We start from the raw sequence: 19517 nt of genomic DNA on the forward strand, positions 1-19517 counted from the left end.
TCGCTGGACGCGCCCTTCAACCCGGTGTCGCTGGCGATCGGCGCCGAGGCGTCCTTCGTCGCCCGGACCGTCGACTCCGACCGCAGGCACCTCACCGGCGTGCTGCGCGAGGCCGCCGCCCACCCCGGTACCGCGCTCGTCGAGATCTACCAGAACTGCAACATCTTCAACGACGGCGCCTTCGAGGTCCTCAAGGACAGGCAGCAGGCCGAGGAGGCGGTGATCCGGCTGGAGCACGGCCGGCCGATCCGCTTCGGCACCGAGGGCGCCAAGGGTGTCGTACGGGACCGGGCCACCGGCGACCTGAAGGTCGTCGCTGTCACGGAGGAGAACAAGGGCGACGTGCTCGTGCACGACGCGCACTCCGCGTCGCCGACCACGGCGTTCGCGCTCTCCCGGCTCGCCGACCCGGACACCCTGCACCACACGCCCATCGGCGTCTTCCGCTCGGTCGACCGGCCCGTGTACGACACACAGATGGCCGAGCAGCTCGACACCGCGATCGTCCAGAACGGCAAGGGCGACCTCGGCGCACTGCTCGCCGGCAGCGACACCTGGACCGTCACCGGCTGACATGCCGTCACAGCGCAGGACCCGACAGGCCCGTGGCGTCGTACGCGGTCATGCGGCCGCCGAGCAGCAGGCCCGCCGTGTCCGACCACATACGCAGAATGCAGGCTCTGGGCCGGTCCCCGGACGCCCCCGACTCCGCGGCGGGGCCGTGACGTCGGGCGTGACCCCTAATCTCCCGGGCGGACCGAATAGGGGCCCACGGACAAGGGTTGGCCACGACGAGGGTGCCGCGTAGCGTCCCAACGGGTCCGCTCGGCACTGCGCTCGGCCCCGCAGTATGTCCAGTCGGCTGACGAAAGAGGAACCAGTGGGCAGGGGAACCCTGTGGGGGATCAGCGACCTCCACGTCAGTCATCCGCAGAATCGCGAGATCACGCAGAAGCTCCGGCCGCAGTCCGACGACGACTGGCTGCTGGTCGCCGGCGACGTGGGCGAACTGTACGACGACATCGCCTGGGCGCTGACCGAGCTCAGCGGGAGATTCGCCCGGGTCGTGTGGGCCCCCGGCAACCATGAGCTGTGGACGGTGGACAAGGACCCGCTGCAGTTGCGCGGGCAGTGGCGCTACGAGCAGCTCGTGGAACTGTGCCGAAGCCTCGGCGTGCTGACCCCCGAGGACCCCTACGCCGTCTGGGACGGCCCCGGCGGTCCGGTGACAATAGCCCCCCTGTTCGTCCTGTACGACTACAGCTTCCTGACCCCGGGCACCCGTACCAAGGCCGAGTCGCTGGCCGTGGCCGAGGAACGCGGCGTGGTCTGCACGGACGAGTTCTTCCTCCACCCCGACCCCTACCCGAGCCGGGAGGCCTGGTGCCGGGCGCGGGTCGAGGAGAGCGAACGCCGCCTCGCGGCCTGCGACCCGGAGTTGCCCACGGTCCTGGTCAACCACTACCCGCTGGTGCGCGAGCCGACCCGGATCCTGCGCCACCCCGAGTTCGCCCAGTGGTGCGGCACCGAGGCGACCGCCGACTGGCACCGGCGCTTTCACGTGAGTGCCGTGGTCTACGGGCACCTGCACATCCCGCGCACCACATGGCACGGCGGGGTGCGCTTCGAAGAGGTGTCGGTGGGCTATCCCAGTGAGTGGAGCCGCCTGGGCCACCCCGATCCGGCGCTGCGTCGCATACTGCCGACGGATCTCTCCGCGCGGGGGTCGGCGACGTGATCGAGCGCATACTTCCGCGGGGGGTGGCGGTCGCCGAGGCCTTCCAGGACCCACCGGCCACGGGCCTGTATCCGCAGGGGGTCCGGCTCGCCGAACGGGCGGTGCCATCGCGCCGGCACGAGTTCGCCACCGTACGGCGGTGCGCCCGCGAGGCCCTGGCCGCGCTCGGCCTGCAGCCCGTGCCGATCCTCCCGGACCGGCACGGGGCTCCCCACTGGCCCGCGACGCTGCTCGGCAGTCTCACCCACTGCCGCCGGCTACCGTGCCGCGGCCATCGCCCGCACCGCCGACCTGGAGTTCCTCGGCATCGACGCCGAACCCGACAGGCCGCTTCCACAGGGGGTACGGGAATCCGTCGCGTTCCCCTCCGAACTGCGGCTCGTACGGCAACTGCCCGCCCGTAGGCCCCAAGTGCGCTGGGACCGGGCGCTGTTCAGCCGGCTCCCCGCCCGGAGGGCAGCCGGCCGGCCGACAAAGGCTTGCTGATCACTGCCATCGCAGCGTGAGAGGAGTGACCGCCATGGAACCTCAGGACAGCGGGAAACAGAGCGAGCCGGGCGAGGACCGGCATCCAGCCGGCCAGCCCCTGCTGGCGGGAGAGCCCGACGACGGCAATGCCGAGCCGCACATCTGGCGGGGCGTGGACTGACCCGGGGGGCACGAGTACGTCCCGGGTGCTGCGAGACAGTCGGCTTTGCCCCCAACTACCGCATCAGCGACGGGACGTCGGGCCGGACGGCCTCTCGGCACGTTCCGGGCCGGGGCATTACGCGTCTTGACAGCCCCAGCCCTCATGGGTGCTGATACCGGTCCGTCTCGGGGACAGCAGGCGCCGCCCGGCGGCACTTGCCGCCGAGCCGGCGGCCACGGTCTCGGACGTTCCCGGGGCGGACTGACGACCAGGATCCACCTCGCCGTCGAGCAGGGACAGAAGGCTCTGTCCGTGGTGATCACAGCCGGTCGGCCGGGCGATTCCCCGCAGGCGGCCGGACCTGGTGCGGGCCGACAAGGCGTACTCCGACCACCGCGAACGCCATGCCGTCGAATGCGGGGATCAACCGCCTCAAGCGCCACCGGGCCGTGACCACGAGATACGGCGAACTCGCCGTCCGCTACGAGGCCACCGTGTTGGTCGCAGTGCTCAACGAGTGGGATGTGGGCGAACCGGTGGCGTGGGTGCGGGGCTTGCACACGGTCACGGTGTTCGCGACGTACGCGTCGGTGGGCCGGGGCGTCCTGCGGCGGGTGCACACGGCCGGCCTCGGCGTGTGGGATCTGGTGGTAGACCAGGCGCACCGCACCGCACCGCACCAGCGGGGACGGGCTCAAACCGTGGGCTGCAGTGCACGGCCAGCAGAAGATCTCTGCCGCGCGGCGGTTGTCCATGACGGCCGCCCCGCAGGTGCGGAACTCGCCGGGGAGCGCATCGAGATGCGGCTGGTGGCCAGGACCGCCCAGACCGTCAAAATCCCAGCGCAGCTCTTCCCCCTCGACTTTGCCGAGGGGGAAGAGCTGCGCACCGAAGATCTCGGCCAAGTTCCGCCGTACGGGCCTGACAGGCGAACCCGCCCCGCCGGCTTCGCGGTGGTCCGGCAGATTGCTCGGTGTGTGCGCGAAATATCGAGAATGCGTAGGGGAAGTATCCGCGGAATTACGTCGGCTGTGCGGTGCGGTCCGGCACGCGGCCTGACCGCACCGCGCTGCGCTCGGACGCCCGGTAGGTGGTGCGAGGCAGCGCCTGAGGCAGCTCAGACCGTTTGACCCGGAGCTTCCGGTAGATCCGGGTCAGATGCTGTTCCACCGTGCTGATCGTGACGTAGAGCTTCCCGGCGATCTCGCGGTTGGTGAAGCCGTGGGCCGCCATCGAGGCCACCCGCAGCTCGGCCGCGCTGAGCACGGCCGGACGGGCCCCCTCGGCCCCGTCCGCCATGCAGGCCTCCAGCGGCACCTGCTCCACGACCGCGCCCTCCACGGCGCAGGAGGGTTCCGCCGCCTCGACGGCGGAACCCTCCGCAAACACCTGCCGCAACCAGCCGAGGTCGTACTGCGGGTGTGCCAGCTGCCGGCGGTCGCCGCACTGCTGGAGCACCTCGGACGCCTGCCGCAGCAGCTTGGACCGCTCGGCCGGCCCGCTGGAGGCGGCCAGTACCCGAAGCGTGACAGCCTTGATGCGGGCGGACGGGGAGTTCACGCAGCGGGCCAGCTGTTCCGTCGCCAGGTCCCAGGACCGCTGCTCGAGCCCGAGCGCCAGGCACGCTTGCGCCGCGTCGGTACGCCAGGGCAGTAGCAAGGGCAGGTCCATTCCCCAGCGACCAGCCAGTTCGCCGATCGCCAGGAAGCCTTCCAGCGCCGAGTGGAACTGCCCGTCCGCGAGGTGATAACGACTGCGGGCCTGCAGGTAGCGCAGGCCCACAGGGGTTTCGAACATGGCGTCGGGCACCGGTATCTCCAGGTACCGGCGCGCCTCGTCGCACTTGCCGAGAGCCGCGTTCGCCTGGATCAGGATGCTCAGGGGGAGGCCGACCGCGACCCCCCAGCTGCGCGCCGGCAGCACGGTCAGGGCGATGTGCGCGTAGCGCTTGGCCATCAGCATGTTGCCGCGACGCAGGTAGATCTCCGCGCGCATGGCGGCGAACAGGCCATGCCAGGTGGGCGCGTTCGCCGCCTCGTCCTGTTCGCACAGAGACTCGCACCACTGCTCCGCGGTGCTCAGCCGGTCACTGACGATCAGTACCAGCAGCGCGACGACGAGGCAGGACACCGAGCGCTCGCCCAGGCGGTGCGCCCGCAGCTGCTGTGCCGCCCGGTCGACCAGCGCAGCGGTCGGCCCTTGCGTTGTCAGCTGATGCAGCAGCGCGGCCACCTCAAGCGAGGGGCTGACGCTCACCGGGACGGCGCTCGGCGCGTCCTCGCCGGTGCCGTCCGGGTCGCCCGCGGCCTGCTGTCCGGTCGTGCCGGGGAAGGCGGAGTGCAGCCAGAGACGAGAGGCTTCCAGGTACGCGGTGGTGCTCGGGGTGCGCATGTCCGGGTTGCCGGCGACCTCCGTCAGCAGTCCACGGACCTGCTCGGCCTGCCCGAACCAGAGCATGGACCGGACAAGCGACGACACCTGGGAACCCATCAGGTACCCGTGGCGGGCCGCGTCGATCAGATCGGGTAGGTGGCGGGTGGTCAGGTGCGGATCGGACCGCCACTCGACACGTACGATCATTGCCACGGTCGCGGCCTGCTCGTCGGGGACCGAGACCCCCAGGTACGCCAGCCGCAGGAAGCTCAGCGCGAGATCGGCGTCGCCGTCCGCCAGGGCCTGTTCCGCCGCGGAACGCAGCAGGGGCACGCCGCAGGGCGGGGTGCGCTCGGCGGCCAGCAGATGCTTGGCGACCACAGCGGTCGAGGCACCGGTTCGGAACAGTGCGTCGGCCACCCTGGTGTGCCGGTTCGCCCGGTCCTCCGCAGTCAGGCTGGCGAGAACCACAGCCCTGGCCTCCGAATGGCGGAAGCGCCCGTTGGTCAGCACGCCGGTCTCGTCGAGCGCCCGGATGGTCCGCTGCACGGAGTTGGTGTCCATGCCGACCAGGCAGCTGAACAGTGCCAGGTTCGCCGAGTCGCCCAGTACCGCGATTTCCCGGGCGACTTCGAGTGCGGCCTGGCCGCACCGATAGATGCAGCTGAGCAGGGCCTGGCCGAACGAGGGGCCGACGGTCAGCACCGACGGCCCGTCCCCGCCCGCTGTGCGGTTGTCCTCGATGAGGCTGTTGACCAGGAGTGGATTGCCGCCGCTGACGGCGAACGCGTCGGCGACCAGCCGTCGCGCCGTCACCTTCCCGAAGTGCTCGGCCAGCATGGCCTCCACGCCTGGCGGAGTGAGCAGCGGCAGTGAGATGCGGCGCAGGACCGGTTCTGCCGGCATCTCGGCTTCGAAGAGGATGGTGAGCGGCTCGGACTGAACGGTGTGGTTGAGCACGGTCAGCAGGCGCCCCGGCTGCAGCTGGCGGATGAGGAACGACAGGCACCGCAGCGTCGCCAGGTCCGCGTCCTGCGCGTCGTTGACGCCGATCACGAGGGGGCCGGGGGTGCACTGTGCGAGGTCGAGCAGGAGCATGCACATGCGGTGGAAGAGCAGGGGCGGCACCTCGGAGTCTGGCTGGGCGCGGGCCTCGCCGGCGGAGGTGCCGCCGGTCGCCAGCGAAACCTCGTTGAGCAGAGCCGCTGTTTGCTGCGCGATCTGGGACGGTATCTTCGGGTTTCTCATGAGCTGGGCCAGCACGCCGAACGGAATACTCCGTTCCGAACGGGACGCGTCGGCCGAGAGATAGACGGCACCCGAGCGAGTCACTTGCTCGGCGAACGTGCGCAGCAGCATGGCCTTGCCGCTGCCCACGGGCCCGCCCACGACGGCGAGCCGGTTTTCTCCTCCGAGGGAGTCGCCGTATAACGAGAAAAGTGAGTCAAGGGCGTCATGCCACTCGGACGGTGCCAGTAAATCCCCGGCCTTCTTCTGTTTCCACAGCGTATTCGTTGCCATCATGCAGTATTCTCCCCGTTGAAAACGCGCATTTTCCGCCCATCGGAGTGTCAGATGGTGGCGATCGGCATAAATGCGCGACGAACGACTGCGAACTGGCGCTACGAGAGAAGCGTGTGACGCCATGGTCTCCTTGCGGGAGTTGCGCCACGCCTGCGAAAAATATTACTCCTCCGCCGATTGTGTCCGTTGCACTCGGCTTTCCTCCCGTATTGCACTTTAGTGCTGGATTAATATCTGACACTTCTGGCGCTACCACCTTAGTCGATCACGCCAATCCTGTGTTACGGCTGCGAAAAATCTTCCGGCAAGGGGCCCTTGCCGGAAAAGTGCAGATCGTCGGCCGGAGTTGAGTTGCACCTTGGCGTAGGAGAGCGTGAGCTGTGTCGGCACCGCGCAAATGTCCTGCTGAGCTCCGCGAACGCGCCGTCCGCGATGATTTCCGGATCGAAGGCGGCGGAAACGGAAGCCGTGGCACCGGCTTCCGTTTCCGCAGACAGCCGCAGCCCTCGTGGGTGTGTCCCGGTACGCGGCAGGCTCACGGTTGCCCGCGGGTGTCTTGCGTCCAGCGGCTAGGGGGTGAACGGGCCGGCCTTTGCTCGCGCACCACTCGGCTGTTGCCAACGACCCACCGCTGAACGACGGTTCGTTGTGCGAGACCCGCCGCCTCGCCCTCCGCCTGCCTCAACTCTGGTGCTGGGCCGATGACTTCGCCGACCTGTGGACGGCGACCGGACAGCGCATGGTCACCTGACCCGCGCGACCGCCCTGCCCGCCTGCAGCCGGCGGCTTCTAAGGGGTGTCAAATTTTCTGGGGTTGACTTTAGGGGGATGCCCCGACCTAGCGTTAACGAGGTTCGCCCGGAGATTCTGCGGGAATTGCTTGGAATTCGAGATGACGAGGATTTGAACATGAGCGAAATGCCCGTATTCGATCCCAGCCAGATACCTCAACTGCTGCCCTTCGACCCGTTGGACCCGGTCGTTCACCACAACCCGTATCCGACGTATCAGAAGATCCGGGAGGAACACGGCTCGACGTACGTGTCGCCCCTGGGCCTGACCAGCGTCCTTAGCCACAAGGCCGCTTCCCAGGTGCTGACCAGCCCCAAGTTCGGGTGGGGTGACAACCCCATGATGCACGACCAGATGGTCAAGGCCCCGAACGATCCTGATGGGCCGCTCAGGCCGGTTCTGCAGTTCATGGACCCGCCCGATCACACGCGGCTGCGGCGGCTGATCTCGAAGGCATTCGCGCCCCGCATGGTGGCACGGCTGCGGCCCAAAATCGCGGAGTACATGGTCAAGCTGATCGACGATGCGATGGCGGCGCGTGACGCCGATGGCATCGTCGATCTCCACAAGACGGTGATCAGCCCGCTTGCACCCACGATGCTCAGCGAGCTGCTGAACGTGCCGGAGAAGTACCACGCGCGGTTCCTGAGTTTCTTCCGCGCCAGCGCCACCGGCATCGACCCCTCCTTCCTGCTCACCCCCGAACAGATCAAGGCCCGCGACAACGCGCGTGCGGACTTCATGCAAGTCGGCATGGAACTGGCGGCCGAACGCCGGGTCGACCCGGGCGACGACCTGGTCAGCCAGCTGGTCATGGCTGAGCAGGACGGCGACATGCTCGACGAGGGCGAGGTGGCGATCTCGATAATGATGCTGCTGTCCGCGGGGACCGGCGCCACCGCCGGCATGTTCGCCAACTGTGCCTTCACGCTCCTGAGCCACCCTGACCAACTCGCGTGGCTGCGCGAGCACCCTGACCAAATCGCGCCCGCGGTCGAGGAGTTGACACGCTACGACACCCCGCTGCAGAGCACCTTCCGCACGGCGCTGGAGCCCACCGAGGTAGCCGGAGTTCCGCTCGGCGCCGGCCAGCCGGTGATAGTGCTGTTCGGCGCGGCCAACCGGGACCCGGAGGCGTACGAGGATCCCGACCGCCTCGACCTGTCGCGCAACAACTCGGTCAACCACCTGGGGTTCGGCCACGGCATCCACTTCTGCGTGGCAGCGCCGGTCGCCAGGCTCACCACGCAGGTCGCGCTGCAGGCCCTCACGAGTCTCGACATCGAATTGGCCAAGGCTGACCCGGCCCGCCCCCTGGGCATGGTCATGCGAACCATCGACGAGCTGCCGGTTCGGCTCGGAGCCCGCCCCTGACAGGGAAAGCGGGCGGCCCCGGCGGCACACGACGGCCGGGGCATCGCCGTTGGCTCGTGACAGGTGACCCGTGTCCCCCGATCAGAGCGATTGCAAAGTCGCAGTGATCTCGTAGGCATTGCAGGTCACGACAGTGTGAGGATGCCGGATGGACACGCGACCACACGCAACGAAGCTCCGTTGCGGAGGTGACCTCGCCAAGTCCCCTTTGCGCAACGGGGCGTCGATGCGCCGCCATGCGGAACCAGAAGAACCTCTACGAGCAGTTGCGGACCCTGCCCTGGGGCGAGGCTGCGGCGAAGTCCTACGACCGCACCACCGGGCACGGCCGCAGGGAGACCCGGGTTGTGCAGGCCCTTACCGTCACCGATCTCGGCGTCGCCTTCCCGAACGCCGCCCAGGCCGCCAGAGCCGTACGCCATCGCACCGACACCAAGTCCGGCAGACGCAGCCGCGAGACGGTCCACGTCATCACCGACCCCGCCGGCCGCCAGACGTCCCCCGAGCGGATCGCGAAGATCTTGAGGGCTCACCGGGCGGTCGAGAACAGGCCCCACTTTGTCAGGGACACCGCCTTCCGCGAGGACGCCTCCAAGATCCGCACCGGCCACAGTCCGGAGACCATGGCCACCTTGCGCAGCCACGCCGTCAACCAGCTCCGCACCGCTGGCCACACCAACATCGCCGCCGGACTCCGCACGACAGCCCTTCGCCCCTACGAGCGGCCGCTGACCCTCCTCGGCCTCAACCGGCCTGCACCGATTCACGATCAGGAGACTTTGCCATCGCCCTGGGCTGGTGATTCCTTCGGACCTCCAGTCAGAACACGCGCGACCCAATAACGAACAGGGGTTGACAGTAGGGGCAAACCTTTTTGAATCATTCTCCCGAAGAGGACACGACTCGTCGGCGTGCCCGCGCGATAATGGAGGCCACCGCAGTGACCGGAGAATCAGACACCGCGACGGAGAACGCGGGCCAGGAAGGGGCCGCCCCCGACACGCTGGAGGAGCGCATCCGCCAGTGGAGCCTTTACCAGCCCTGGTTGCAGAACGACCCCACACCCTATTGGCAGGAGATGCGCGACCACACCCCGCTGGCGCGCTCGGAGGAACTGGGCGGCTACTGGATCCTCACGCGCTACGCCGACATGGTGTCGGTGGCCAAGCAACCCGAGATCTTCTCCAACACCTATTTCTCCATTCCACCGCACGACCCGCTGCCGCAGAAGGCTATTCCGATCCAGCTCAACGGCGATGAACACCGCGCGTGGCGCAGGGCACTGTCGGACTTGTTCAATCCGGCGGCGATCCGGCACTTTTCCGCCGAACTTACCAAGGCCACCGCCGAAGCCATCGAGCCGGTGATCCCGCGCGGCAGTTGCGAGTTCGTCTCCGAGGTGGCCGTGCGGCTGCCGGCCGAGTCGTTCCTCATCAGCTTCGGAATCGAACGTAGCCACCTGGACCGCGTGCTGGAATACGTGCGGTGGCTGCGCGCCAATTGGTCGAAGGCCGGGAACCAAGACGAGATCATCGCCGGCTCCCGCCCGCTGTGGGAGTTCCTCGGCGAGATGCTCGACCTGCGCATAGCCGAAGGGTACAAAGGCCGCCGGGATGTCTTCAGCCGACTGCTCGAGGCATCCCTCGACGGGCGTGAGATCACCCGGGACGAGATGATCAACGCGGCCTTCACCAACTTGTTCGCGGCGTTCGACACCACGACCGCCGCCCTGAGCCTGACCTTCCACCACCTGGCTCGCAACCCCGAACTCCAGCGGCAGGTGGCCGCGTCGCCAAAGGCCGCCGCGGCCGCAACCGAGGAGGGCCTGCGGCTGTTCGGCGTGGCCACCACGGCCACGGTGATCGCGGAGGACACGGAGCTGCACGGCCAGACACTGCGCAAGGGTGACATGGTGCAGATCCCCTGGGGCATGTCCGGGCTCGACCCGGAGGCGTTCGACAGCCCGGAGGAATTCGACCTCACGCGGACCAACAACCGGCACCTCGCGTTCGGAACCGGCCCGCACCGGTGCATCGGCGCACACCTGGCCCGCCGTACCATCCAGACAGCGCTGGAGGTGTGGCACAGCAAGGTCGCCCGCTATGAGATCACGCCGGGCAGCGAGCCCGTGCACCACTTCGGGAACGTCCGTGGGATCAGCCGCCTGGAGCTCAGCATCGAGCCCGCTTGATGTCCTGCGCCAGTAGCTGATCGTTAGTTGTGGTGTGACTTCTTCTGCCGGTACGTCAGTTCCTCGCCGGGGCCCGAAGCGGCGCTGGAGCGGTGAGCGCGTCGGACGACGTCGGCTCAGGCACTGGCTCTGCGTGCGCCGATCGTGCCGGCGTGCGCAGGGCCGCAGACGCCGCCGATCGTAGTGGTCGCCCGGGAATTTACGGGTGGCCGCGCGCAGAGGTCTGTACGGGCTCACGTACATAGGACGGGTGCCGCTCCCCGGGAGTCGCCTGATAGCTGCCGGTCTTCGAGCCGGGACGGGTTGTCCAGGGTGGGCATGGCCCAGCGCGGAGCGCCGCCGTAGGCGCCCTTGACCACTCGGAACAGTCCCTGGACTCCCTCGTCGGGCTGCCCGACGATCCACCGCATTCAGCCCGGCTGAGGAGCCTGAGGTAACGCCGCTCGTCTCGCGGAGCCATCAGGCGACCCTTGCTCCGGGGCGTTCGACGAGGTGACCGTTGATTCGTCGTACGCAGGTGCACACAGTGCTCGACCTTCATGCCGCACCATCGGGCTTTCACAGATCCGTACGTGAACAGTCTCCCGTCATACGGCTCTTGTCGCTCTGGTCATCTGATGGCCGGTTTCGCCCAGACCCGGTGTGCGAAGTACTTCGGCTGCCGAGCGACCGCATCGCGCATCGCTCACCACGACGGTCTTCAGCCAACGCAGCACGAGGCGGTTCGAAGCCCCCCTCCGCAGGGCGGCTCCGAAGGGCCAGGATCCTTCATTTCTCGTGCAGCATCACTCTGTCCTGGCCGGACGGGTAGAGACGGTGACGTTCGGGGGCGACGTGATGCCGCCGGCAGGCTTCGAGGTGACGGGCGCGGAGTTTGAGGACGGCCTCGGCGTCGTCGAGCCCCCAGCGGGCTCCGCTGATGTCGAGCCGGCCGGCTTTGAGAGCCTGCTCGTAGCGCGGGAAGGCGTCGTCGGTGCACAGACAGCGGACACACGGGCCGATGATTCCCGGCTTGTCCGCCGCCCGCCGCCCGCCGCCCGCCGCCCGCCAGGCGCCACGGCCGGTCAGGCCCTTCTCCTCCCACCGCCCGTAGTGGGGCACGACCCTCGCGCCACGTACTCCCGCCTCCCGCACGATCTGCCGGTAGTCCTCGTGGTCCTCGGCGAAGAGGACCGCATGGTGGTCCGCTCCGTTCGTCGCTTCGTCGCTTCGTCAGCCGGCCAGCTCGGCGACCCGCTCCACCAGGCGCAGCCGGCTGGCCCGGTCGATGCCCGCCCTGCCCACCGGACTCAGGCACAGAGTCTCCACGCCGGCCGCCGCGAACGCCGCGATGCGCTCGGCGATCCGCTCCGGCGGACCGACCAGGCACACAGCCTCGGCCAGTTCCGTGGGCACGCGTTCAACCGCCTCGGCCCGGTGGCCCTCCAGATACAGGTCCTGGATCAGCTTGGCCTCGGCCTCGTAGCCGTAACGCCCGGCCAGGTCGTTGTAGTAGTTGCGGCCACGCGCGCCCATGCCGCCGATGTAGAACGCCAGCCGGGCGCGGGCGGCCTCCAGCGCGTCGGGCACGTCGTCGGCGAAGGCAACAGGGACGTCGGCGCAGACGCGCAACGGCCCGAGGTCCGGGTCGCGCTTGGCGAGCCCGGCGTCGAGCGCCGCGCCGAAGACCTCCTGCGCCTTCTCCGGGTGGAAGAAGATCGGCTCCCACACCTCGGCGAGCTCGGCGGTGAGCGCAACGTTCTTCGGCCCGGTGGCGGCGATCATGATGGGCACGCGCTCGCGCGGCGGCCGGTTGAGCAGCTTCAGCGGCTTGCCGAGCCCGGTGCCGCGCTCCTCGGGCAGGGGGATCTGGTAGTGCTTGCCGTCGTGGATGAGGAGCTCACGGCGCCAGACCTTGCGGCAGATCTCGACGACCTCGCGCATACGGCCCAGCGGGGCGTCGTAGCGCACGCCGTGGAACCCTTCGATGACCTGTGGGCCGGAGACGCCCAGCCCCAAGGTGAACCGGCCGCCGGAGACGGCGTCGAGTCCGGCCGCGGTCATCGCGGTGAGGGTAGGGGTGCGGGAGTAGATCTGCATGATGCCCGAGGCCAGCTCAAGACGTTCAGTCCGGGCCGCGATGTAGCCGAGGCGGCTGACGGCGTCGAAGCTGTAGAGCTCGGGTACGAAGACGATCGCGAGGCCCGCGCGTTCGAGGTCGGGCAGTTCCTCGACGGACTCGGCGAAGCCGTCGGCGTGTTCGAGTCGCATACCGATGCGCACTGCGGGTTCTCCCTGCGTCAGCGGGGCGCCATGCGGATGGCGCCGTCCAGGCGGATGACCTCGCCGTTCAGCATGTGGTTCGTCACGATGTGCTCGGCGAGCGCCGCGTACTCGTCCGGGTCGCCGAGCCTGGCGGGATGCTGAGTCTGGGCTTGGAGCGACTCCACGGCGGCGGGAGGCAGCCCGGCGACCATCGGCGTGTCGAAAATGCCGGGCGCGATGCAGGCGATGCGAATCTTCCGGGCGGCCAGGTCGCGGGCGACGGGCAGGGTCATGCTGGCGACACCGCCCTTGGAGGCGGCGTAGGCGGCCTGGCCGACCTGGCCGTCGAAGGCCGCAACCGACGCGGTGGTGATGATGACACCGCGCTCGCCGCCGGTCTCTTCGCTCTCGACCATACGGGCCGCCGCGAGCCGGATGACGTTGAAGGTGCCGACCAGGTTGACGCGGATGACGCTCTCGAAGTCGTCGAGCGGGAAGGGGCCCTTGCGGCCGGTGGTCTTGATGCTGTTGACGACGCCCGCGCAGTTGACGACGATCCGCAGCTGGCCCAGCTCGGCCGCAGCGTCCAGGGCGGCTTCGACCTCGTCCTCGCGGGTGACATCGGTCGGCGCGAAACGCACCCGTTCACCCAGCTCGCCGGCGATGGCCAAGCCTTGTGAAGCAGGCAGGTCGGCGATGACCACGCGGCAGCCCGCTGCGACGAATCTGCGGGCCGTTGCCAGGCCGAGGCCCGAGGCGCCGCCGGTGATCAGTACAACGCTGTTCGCTATCTCCACGTGTCCGCCTAGTCGGTCTCGTCGGTGTGAACGGAGAAGAGAGGTCTGCCGGACGCGGAGGGGCGGATCGGCGGTAGAACAGCCGGGGACGGCGAGGATGCCGGCCACTCCCGCATGCGAGGTGTCGCTGGCCACGGCGGTGGGCAGCAGCTGGGCCGGCCCCGTGGTCGGCAAAGCAGAGCGGCGGCGCCATCGACCCCAGCAGGAAGGTCTTCTCACAACGGAAACGGCCGTACGCCGGAGGCGGGCAGGCACCGGCGCTGGTGACCGGGGCCGACGAATGGCCGGACCCGGCGGCCAGACGGGTGGCGGCCAACTCCACCGGCGTCAGGCGGCCGTTGCACTCCCGGCGCACCTCCAAGGCGGAGGCGTGGCCGTCCGCGACGCACACGGAGCTGTCGTCGTCCTCCGTGCCCCCCCCGGGATCGCAGCGTACGCCGGCCGCCGCACGGAAACCCTCCCTCTGCCCCAGCCACGCGGCGGACGCACTAACACCGACATCATCCCCCCCCCGGCACTGCCCAGGTCCGTTCTCCGTGCCGGGTCGGGGATGTCCCCATCCGCATCCGGTCGGTCGATGCTAAGGACAGCTCCACCCCTAAGAACAACCCCTGAACCTCGATCCCACCGCATGAATTCTGATCACGGGTGTCGGGCGGGTCACACATCTGCTTGGCCTTGGAGCCGATGTCGACGAACACCACCTCGTCCGTCGTGGGGACCAGACCGGTGCGCGCCGCGAGACTGCAGGTGAACGCCCGCATCGCGGACTTCAGTCGGCGTACGTGGCCTCCAGGTGAAGGCGCGCAGGAAGCTGCCCAGCGTGGACGGGGCGCGCACATCGCCGAACAAGCGGGACAGGCCACCGTGGCGAAGAACATCCAGATCGTCGACGATCGACGGGGCCTTCGCGCCGGGGGTGCCTCCAAGAAGCCTTTCCGGCGGATCTTCGCAGGCCTGCGAAAATCCGCCGGAAAGGACCGGTACTTCTTCGTCTCGACGACCGGGGGAAGTTCGTCGAGACGAAGAACCGGGGTTCTGGGAACGTACTCCGGGCGCTCAGGCCTCCGGCGGGAAGTGGGAGAGCAGGTCGAAGTAGATGGACTCCGGTGCAGTGGTGAAGAACGGCATCAGCAGCTCGTTCCACTGCGCGAAGAGCTCCGAACCCCGGAAGCCCTCGGTGGCGGTGGAATGCGAGGCCCAGGCGACGATCAGCAGGTAACTGGTGCGGCTGTCGGTCTGGCGCAGCAGGTCCACGAAGAGGCAGCCATCGGCCTTGACGATGACCTCCTGAGCCGCCTTGAAGGCCTCCTCGAACTTCTCGCTCTGGTCGTCTGCCACGGTGAGCAGCGCGTGTTCAACATTCACTGGAATTCCTCTTGTTCTTCGTTCGGTGCTGACTGGAGTGGTGTGGGTACGGCGTCGCGCCTAAACGCTCTCGCCGCTCGGGACGGGCTCGGCCGTCGCGTCCCGAGCCTCGCTGCCCTCCGCGGCGGAACCAGTGGCCTGATCGCCGCCGCTGGGGCCCTTGCGGAGCATGGTCGCGGTGAGGACGACCATCGCGGCGACCAGGCCGCCGATAGTGAGGCCAACCGCGCCCATGCCGCTGACAAAGGCCGACCTGGCGCCCTCCAGGAGGACGGCGCCCGCGTCACCGGACAGCTGGGAGGCGGCGGTGACCGCACCGGCGAGCGAGTCGTTGGCGGCCGAGGCCACGCTCTCCACGGCGTTGGAGGGAATCGAGCCCTCGACATCGTTGCGGTACACCACCGAGCCGATGCTGCCCAGGCCGGCGACGCCTAGGGCTACACCCAGCTGGGTACTGGTCTCGGAGGTCGAGGCAGCGGACCCGGCCTTCTCCACCGGCGCGGAGCCGACGACGATGTCCGTGGTCAGCGCCGACATCGGGCCGATGCCGAAGTAGACGAGAGAGAAGCAGGTGATGACGTAGCCGACGCCCGAGGAGCCGTCCACCTGAGAGAGCATCAGGCCGCCGGTGACGGTGAACAGCAAGCCGCCACAGATGACGTTGCCGGCGCCCAGCTTCTGCGCCAGGCCCACTGAGGCCATGCCGCTGACGATCACCGATACGGCGGCGGGCAGCAGCCAAAGGCCGGCCCGCATGGGGGACATCCCCTCCACAAGCTGGAGAAACTGGCTGATGGAGAGGGTGATGCCGCCCATCACGGCGGAGCCGATGAGCATGACAGTCAGGGCGGAGGAGAAGGTGCGGTTCCTGAAGGGCGACAGGTCCAGCAGCGGCGAGGCGAGCCGGTTCTGCCGCATCACGAACAAGACGCCGAAGACAACGCCGACCACGAGTGCGCCCAGCGTGAGGGGCTCCGGACCGTCTGCGGCCAGTTCCTTGATGCCGTAGAAGATCGGCATCGTGGTCAGCAGGGACAGCAGGACGCTGCCGAGGTCCACCCGGCCCGCCTCGTCGGAGCGGAACTCAGGCAGCAGGAACGGCCCGGTGAGGAGCAGCACGACCATGACCGGCACGCCGAGCAGGAACACCGAGCCCCACCAGAAGCTGTCCAGCAGCGCGCCACCGGCCAGCGGGCCGATGGCGATGCCGAGCATGAAGGTGCTCATCCAGGCCGCGATCGCCACCGCCCGCTGCGCGGGGTCCTGGAACATGTTGCGGATCAGTCCGAGCGTGGACGGCATCAAAGTGGCGCCGGCGATGCCGAGCAGCGCGCGGGTGCCGATCAACATCTCCGCGCTGGAGGAGTAGGCGGCCGCCACCGAGGCCACGGCAAAGAGAGAGGCTCCGATCAGCAGCAGCAGACGGCGGCCGATGCGGTCACCGAGCGTCCCCATCGTGACCAGGAAGCCCGCGATCATCAGAGCATAGATGTCGATGATCCATAGCTGCTGGGTGCCGCTGGGGTCCAGGTCGGCGCTGATGTGGGGGAGCGCGAGGAAGAGCACACTGGTGTCTAGGGATGTCAGCAATGTCGGCAGGGCCAGCACAGCCAGCCCTAACCATTCCCGGCTTCCAGCCTTCGGTGGGGACCCGGTCGCGGTAGCTTCCATTAGAGAGTCCTTCTGTTTCTGTGATCATGCCCGCGCACAGCGGGGGTACGGACACCTGGACGGACCTGGATGCGCCTCCCGAGGCGAGGCGGGCGCGTGAGGGGAGCCATCATCATGATGGGAGGCGGAGGTGCAGTTCCCTGGTGCGCGCGAAGACACCCTGGTCAGGCGAACTGGTTGACGGCAGATCGCTTCTCTTACTCATCGGGTACATGTTCTTCGACTGCGAGGAACGATGGAAGAAGGAACTTTCGTGTCACAGAGTTACTCTGATGTATCAGTGCAGGTCATCCACTCCGAGCCCTGCGTATTCCGCGATATCTTCGTCAGCGTCACCAACAAATGGAGCGTGCAGATCATCCTGCTCGCGATAGCTCGCGGCCCGATCCGCTTCACCGAGTTGGAGCGCAGCATTCCCGGCATCAGCCGCCGCATGCTGACGGTGACGCTCCGTCAGCTGGAGCGAAACGGCCTCATCGTCCGCACCGTCCATCCCACCGTGCCGCCGAAGGTGGAGTACACCGCGAGTGACGTAGCCCGGGAGCTGGAGAACGCTTTCGAACAGCTCGGGGCATGGGTCGAGCGCCACCGCGAGTTCATCGCCGCCGCGCAGGAGACGTACGACAACGAACGCGTCGAAGTCGCCGCGTCCTGAGACGCTCGTATAACTGCCTGTCTACCAGTCACAATTCGCCCAGGTAAGGGGGGCGGGCGTGATGCGTGCTCGCTGAGCGAGACCGCGACAGGGTTGGCTGGGGCGGGTGACGTTCAAAGGGCGCGACCCTCGATGATCACGTTGATACCACTCAGCATGATCGAGAAGGCCGCGCCCGCATGCCATCCTGCCCGGCCCTGCCCGCCTCCCGTCAACTCGCCGGTAACCATGGCCTGGTGGGCGAGGAAATATGCACACCCCAACGGCAACCGCGGCTTCGTAGGCGGCGAGTGCGGCGTGCGGGTCGCCGAGGGCGGCCTCCATGGCGCCCAGGTGCTGAAAGCTCTTGATCCGTACGTTGGGCGGTCCGGCGGCGGACGCGGCCTCGGCGAAGACATGCCGTGCCTGGCGCCGCCCCGCGGCGGTGTCGCCGTCGCCGTGCCTGGCCAGGTCGCGCAGGGTGACGCCCAGATGCCACAGACGATCGCCACGTTCCCGGTGGCCGGCGGTGTGGCAGCCGCCACGTGCTGTCGCGTGTGCACACTCATGGGTGCGGGCGAGCTGGAGGAGGCGGCGCGTGAGGCGGGCGCGGCGGAACTTTCGGGACTGTTCTTGCGGCGCTGCGCGGAGACGAACCTGTGGCACGCTCCGTGCTGGAGCGTCGGCTGGACACCCTGGACGACCGGATGGCCGCGGCCGGCTTCGGCATCGTGACCAGGCCGGCGAAGGGCTTGCCGACTCTGCCGGGCAACAGCGTCGGCCGCCCGGTGGTGCACCGGTGGACCTGCCCCGCCGCCCACCCCTGCGAGCGGTTGTCGAGCGCGGAGTTGCACCCGCAGGCCCCCGCGTGCGCAATGACTGGCCGGCCCTTCGTCTATGGCCGGGCCCGGCTGTGACCACCTTTCTCTCCGCCCTCGCCAGCAAGGCCGCCGAGAAGTGGCTCGCCCTGCTCGTCCTGCCCGGGGTGGCCTACCTCGCCGGTGTGGCCGCCGCCGTATTGGGACACGCCCACGCCCTGGACCTGGCTGAACTCCAGCCCGCCATCGACCGGTTGGCCGCCCACCCAGGAGCCTCCAACGCCGGTGCGATCCTCCTCGTGGCCGCCGGTGTGCTGGCGGCGGCCACGCTGGCCGGACTGTGCGCCGGAGCGTCGGCCGTCGTCGTGGAGCGCCTGTGGACCAGTCGGGGCGACCGCTGGCCCGCGCGCCTTCTCGTACGGCGCCGCGTCCACCGCTGGCGGCGGGCCGACACGGTGTGTGAGGCGGCCGGGACCCGTGCCGAACTCGCCAGGGCCATCGAACGGCGCGAGGCCATCGCCCTCGTCCGCCCCCGGCGGCCCACCTGGATCGGCGATCGCCTCCACGCGGCCGACCAGAGGGTGTACGACGCCTACGGCCTGGAGCTCGGCGCCGCCTGGCCCCGGCTCTGGCTGACGGTGCCCGATGCGGTCCGGGCCCGAACTCCTCTCCGCTCGCGAGGCCTACGGCGCCGCTGTCGGGCTCGCCGGATGGGCCGTGCTGTACCTGCTGCTTGGCGCCTGGTGGTGGCCGGCGCTGTCCGCCGCCGCGGTCGTCGCGGCCACGGCATGGATCCGGGGCCGTTCGGCGACGGCGGTGTTCGCCGATCTCGTCGAGGCCACCGTCGACCTGCACGCCATCACCCTGGCCCAGGAACTCGGCCTGACTGGCGAACGGCCCACCCTCACCAGGGAGGTCGGCGACGCCATCACCACCACCCTCGCGCTCGGCATGGGCTCGGGCCGCAGGTTTCCGGAAAGGCTCGGCGGACTCTCTCATCATGCATAATTAAATTGGAATTAAAAGGAATTGAGGGAGAGTCAGATTCGGGTTTAGAAAGGGAATTCAAGAATTCCTGTTCGGGGAAGGGAGGCACTTTGAATGGGAGTCAATATCTGGGAATCTGGCCGGTTCCCAGAACGAGGATCCGCCGGCCCAGGTGCGCTTTCAGGAATTCGCGGAGCGAATTCCGTAGGGCGAATTGCGGAGCAATTCGACCGATCGTCACGGAGTGACGATCCATCAACTCCCTTGCTCCGCAAGGGAGACGCGGCATCGGGCCCCGCCCTCCAGATCTACACCTGCAACAACTCCACTGCCCAGCGCTGGACCCTCACCGACCGTACGGACTACGTCTACGAC

Annotated in this window: 17 protein-coding genes and 2 pseudogenes; 12 read left to right on the forward strand and 7 right to left on the reverse strand. The window is 68.6% G+C overall.

The window, feature by feature from the left end:
* From ACWCRB_RS42190 to ACWCRB_RS42210, 5 genes and pseudogenes are all read left to right on the forward strand, one after another.
* A pseudogene (locus ACWCRB_RS42190) lies at positions 1–573 on the forward strand (2-oxoacid:ferredoxin oxidoreductase subunit beta); the annotation flags it as partial.
* 277 nt (positions 574–850) lie between these two features.
* A complete protein-coding gene (locus ACWCRB_RS42195; protein WP_451001138.1) occupies positions 851–1738 on the forward strand; it encodes a metallophosphoesterase family protein in 888 nt (295 codons plus the stop codon).
* Positions 1739–1839: 101 nt separating this feature from the next.
* A complete protein-coding gene (locus ACWCRB_RS42200; RefSeq protein WP_451001153.1) occupies positions 1840–2142 on the forward strand; it encodes a hypothetical protein in 303 nt (100 codons plus the stop codon).
* Between the two features lie 116 nt (positions 2143–2258).
* On the forward strand, positions 2259–2387 hold the full coding sequence (locus ACWCRB_RS42205; protein ID WP_451001139.1) for a hypothetical protein: 129 nt from the start codon (positions 2259–2261) through the stop codon (positions 2385–2387).
* 770 nt (positions 2388–3157) lie between these two features.
* Positions 3158–3302: pseudogene (locus tag ACWCRB_RS42210) on the forward strand (L-histidine N(alpha)-methyltransferase); the annotation flags it as partial.
* Between the two features lie 87 nt (positions 3303–3389).
* On the opposite strand, the gene ACWCRB_RS42215 reads toward ACWCRB_RS42210, so the two are convergent.
* Complete coding sequence (locus ACWCRB_RS42215) at positions 3390–6389, reverse strand: helix-turn-helix transcriptional regulator (RefSeq protein WP_451001140.1); 3000 nt, start codon at positions 6387–6389, stop codon at positions 3390–3392.
* A gap of 469 nt (positions 6390–6858) precedes the next feature.
* On the opposite strand from ACWCRB_RS42215, the gene ACWCRB_RS42220 reads away from it, so the two are divergent.
* From ACWCRB_RS42220 to ACWCRB_RS42235, 4 genes are all read left to right on the forward strand, one after another.
* Positions 6859–7017, forward strand: a complete 159-nt coding sequence (locus ACWCRB_RS42220) for a hypothetical protein (RefSeq protein ID WP_451001141.1) — start codon at positions 6859–6861, stop codon at positions 7015–7017.
* Between the two features lie 77 nt (positions 7018–7094).
* Positions 7095–8432 carry a cytochrome P450 gene (locus tag ACWCRB_RS42225; protein ID WP_451001142.1) on the forward strand — a complete coding sequence of 446 codons (1338 nt, stop codon included), beginning with the start codon at positions 7095–7097 and terminating at the stop codon, positions 8430–8432.
* A gap of 236 nt (positions 8433–8668) precedes the next feature.
* On the forward strand, positions 8669–9274 hold the full coding sequence (locus ACWCRB_RS42230; protein WP_451001143.1) for a hypothetical protein: 606 nt from the start codon (positions 8669–8671) through the stop codon (positions 9272–9274).
* Between the two features lie 98 nt (positions 9275–9372).
* Complete coding sequence (locus ACWCRB_RS42235; RefSeq protein WP_451001144.1) at positions 9373–10623, forward strand: cytochrome P450; 1251 nt, start codon at positions 9373–9375, stop codon at positions 10621–10623.
* 233 nt (positions 10624–10856) lie between these two features.
* Here the strand turns inward: ACWCRB_RS42235 and ACWCRB_RS42240 are convergent, their stop codons facing one another.
* The 6 genes from ACWCRB_RS42240 to ACWCRB_RS42265 all read right to left on the reverse strand — a co-directional run bounded on the left by ACWCRB_RS42240 (position 10857) and on the right by ACWCRB_RS42265 (position 16622).
* Entirely contained in the window at positions 10857–11033 is a 177-nt protein-coding gene (locus ACWCRB_RS42240) for a hypothetical protein (protein ID WP_451001145.1), read from the reverse strand.
* A 358-nt stretch (positions 11034–11391) separates the two neighbouring features.
* Positions 11392–11757, reverse strand: coding sequence for a hypothetical protein (locus ACWCRB_RS42245; RefSeq protein WP_451001146.1), 366 nt, complete (start codon positions 11755–11757; stop codon positions 11392–11394).
* Between the two features lie 78 nt (positions 11758–11835).
* Positions 11836–12885: an LLM class F420-dependent oxidoreductase gene (locus tag ACWCRB_RS42250; RefSeq protein WP_451001147.1), complete on the reverse strand. Its 1050-nt coding sequence runs from the start codon at positions 12883–12885 to the stop codon at positions 11836–11838.
* A gap of 17 nt (positions 12886–12902) precedes the next feature.
* Entirely contained in the window at positions 12903–13664 is a 762-nt protein-coding gene (locus ACWCRB_RS42255) for an SDR family NAD(P)-dependent oxidoreductase (protein WP_451001148.1), read from the reverse strand.
* Between the two features lie 1059 nt (positions 13665–14723).
* Positions 14724–15032 carry an antibiotic biosynthesis monooxygenase family protein gene (locus ACWCRB_RS42260; protein WP_451001149.1) on the reverse strand — a complete coding sequence of 103 codons (309 nt, stop codon included), beginning with the start codon at positions 15030–15032 and terminating at the stop codon, positions 14724–14726.
* Between the two features lie 60 nt (positions 15033–15092).
* A complete protein-coding gene (locus ACWCRB_RS42265; RefSeq protein ID WP_451001150.1) occupies positions 15093–16622 on the reverse strand; it encodes an MFS transporter in 1530 nt (509 codons plus the stop codon).
* Between the two features lie 334 nt (positions 16623–16956).
* On the opposite strand from ACWCRB_RS42265, the gene ACWCRB_RS42270 reads away from it, so the two are divergent.
* The 3 genes from ACWCRB_RS42270 (at position 16957) to ACWCRB_RS42280 (ending at position 19163) form a co-directional block, all read left to right on the forward strand.
* A complete protein-coding gene (locus ACWCRB_RS42270; RefSeq protein ID WP_451001154.1) occupies positions 16957–17358 on the forward strand; it encodes a winged helix-turn-helix transcriptional regulator in 402 nt (133 codons plus the stop codon).
* Positions 17359–17996: 638 nt separating this feature from the next.
* Complete coding sequence (locus tag ACWCRB_RS42275; protein ID WP_451001151.1) at positions 17997–18254, forward strand: hypothetical protein; 258 nt, start codon at positions 17997–17999, stop codon at positions 18252–18254.
* A 546-nt stretch (positions 18255–18800) separates the two neighbouring features.
* Positions 18801–19163, forward strand: a complete 363-nt coding sequence (locus tag ACWCRB_RS42280) for a hypothetical protein (protein WP_451001152.1) — start codon at positions 18801–18803, stop codon at positions 19161–19163.
* Positions 19164–19517 lie beyond the last annotated feature (354 nt).

Source organism: Streptomyces sp. NPDC002156 (assembly GCF_053593675.1).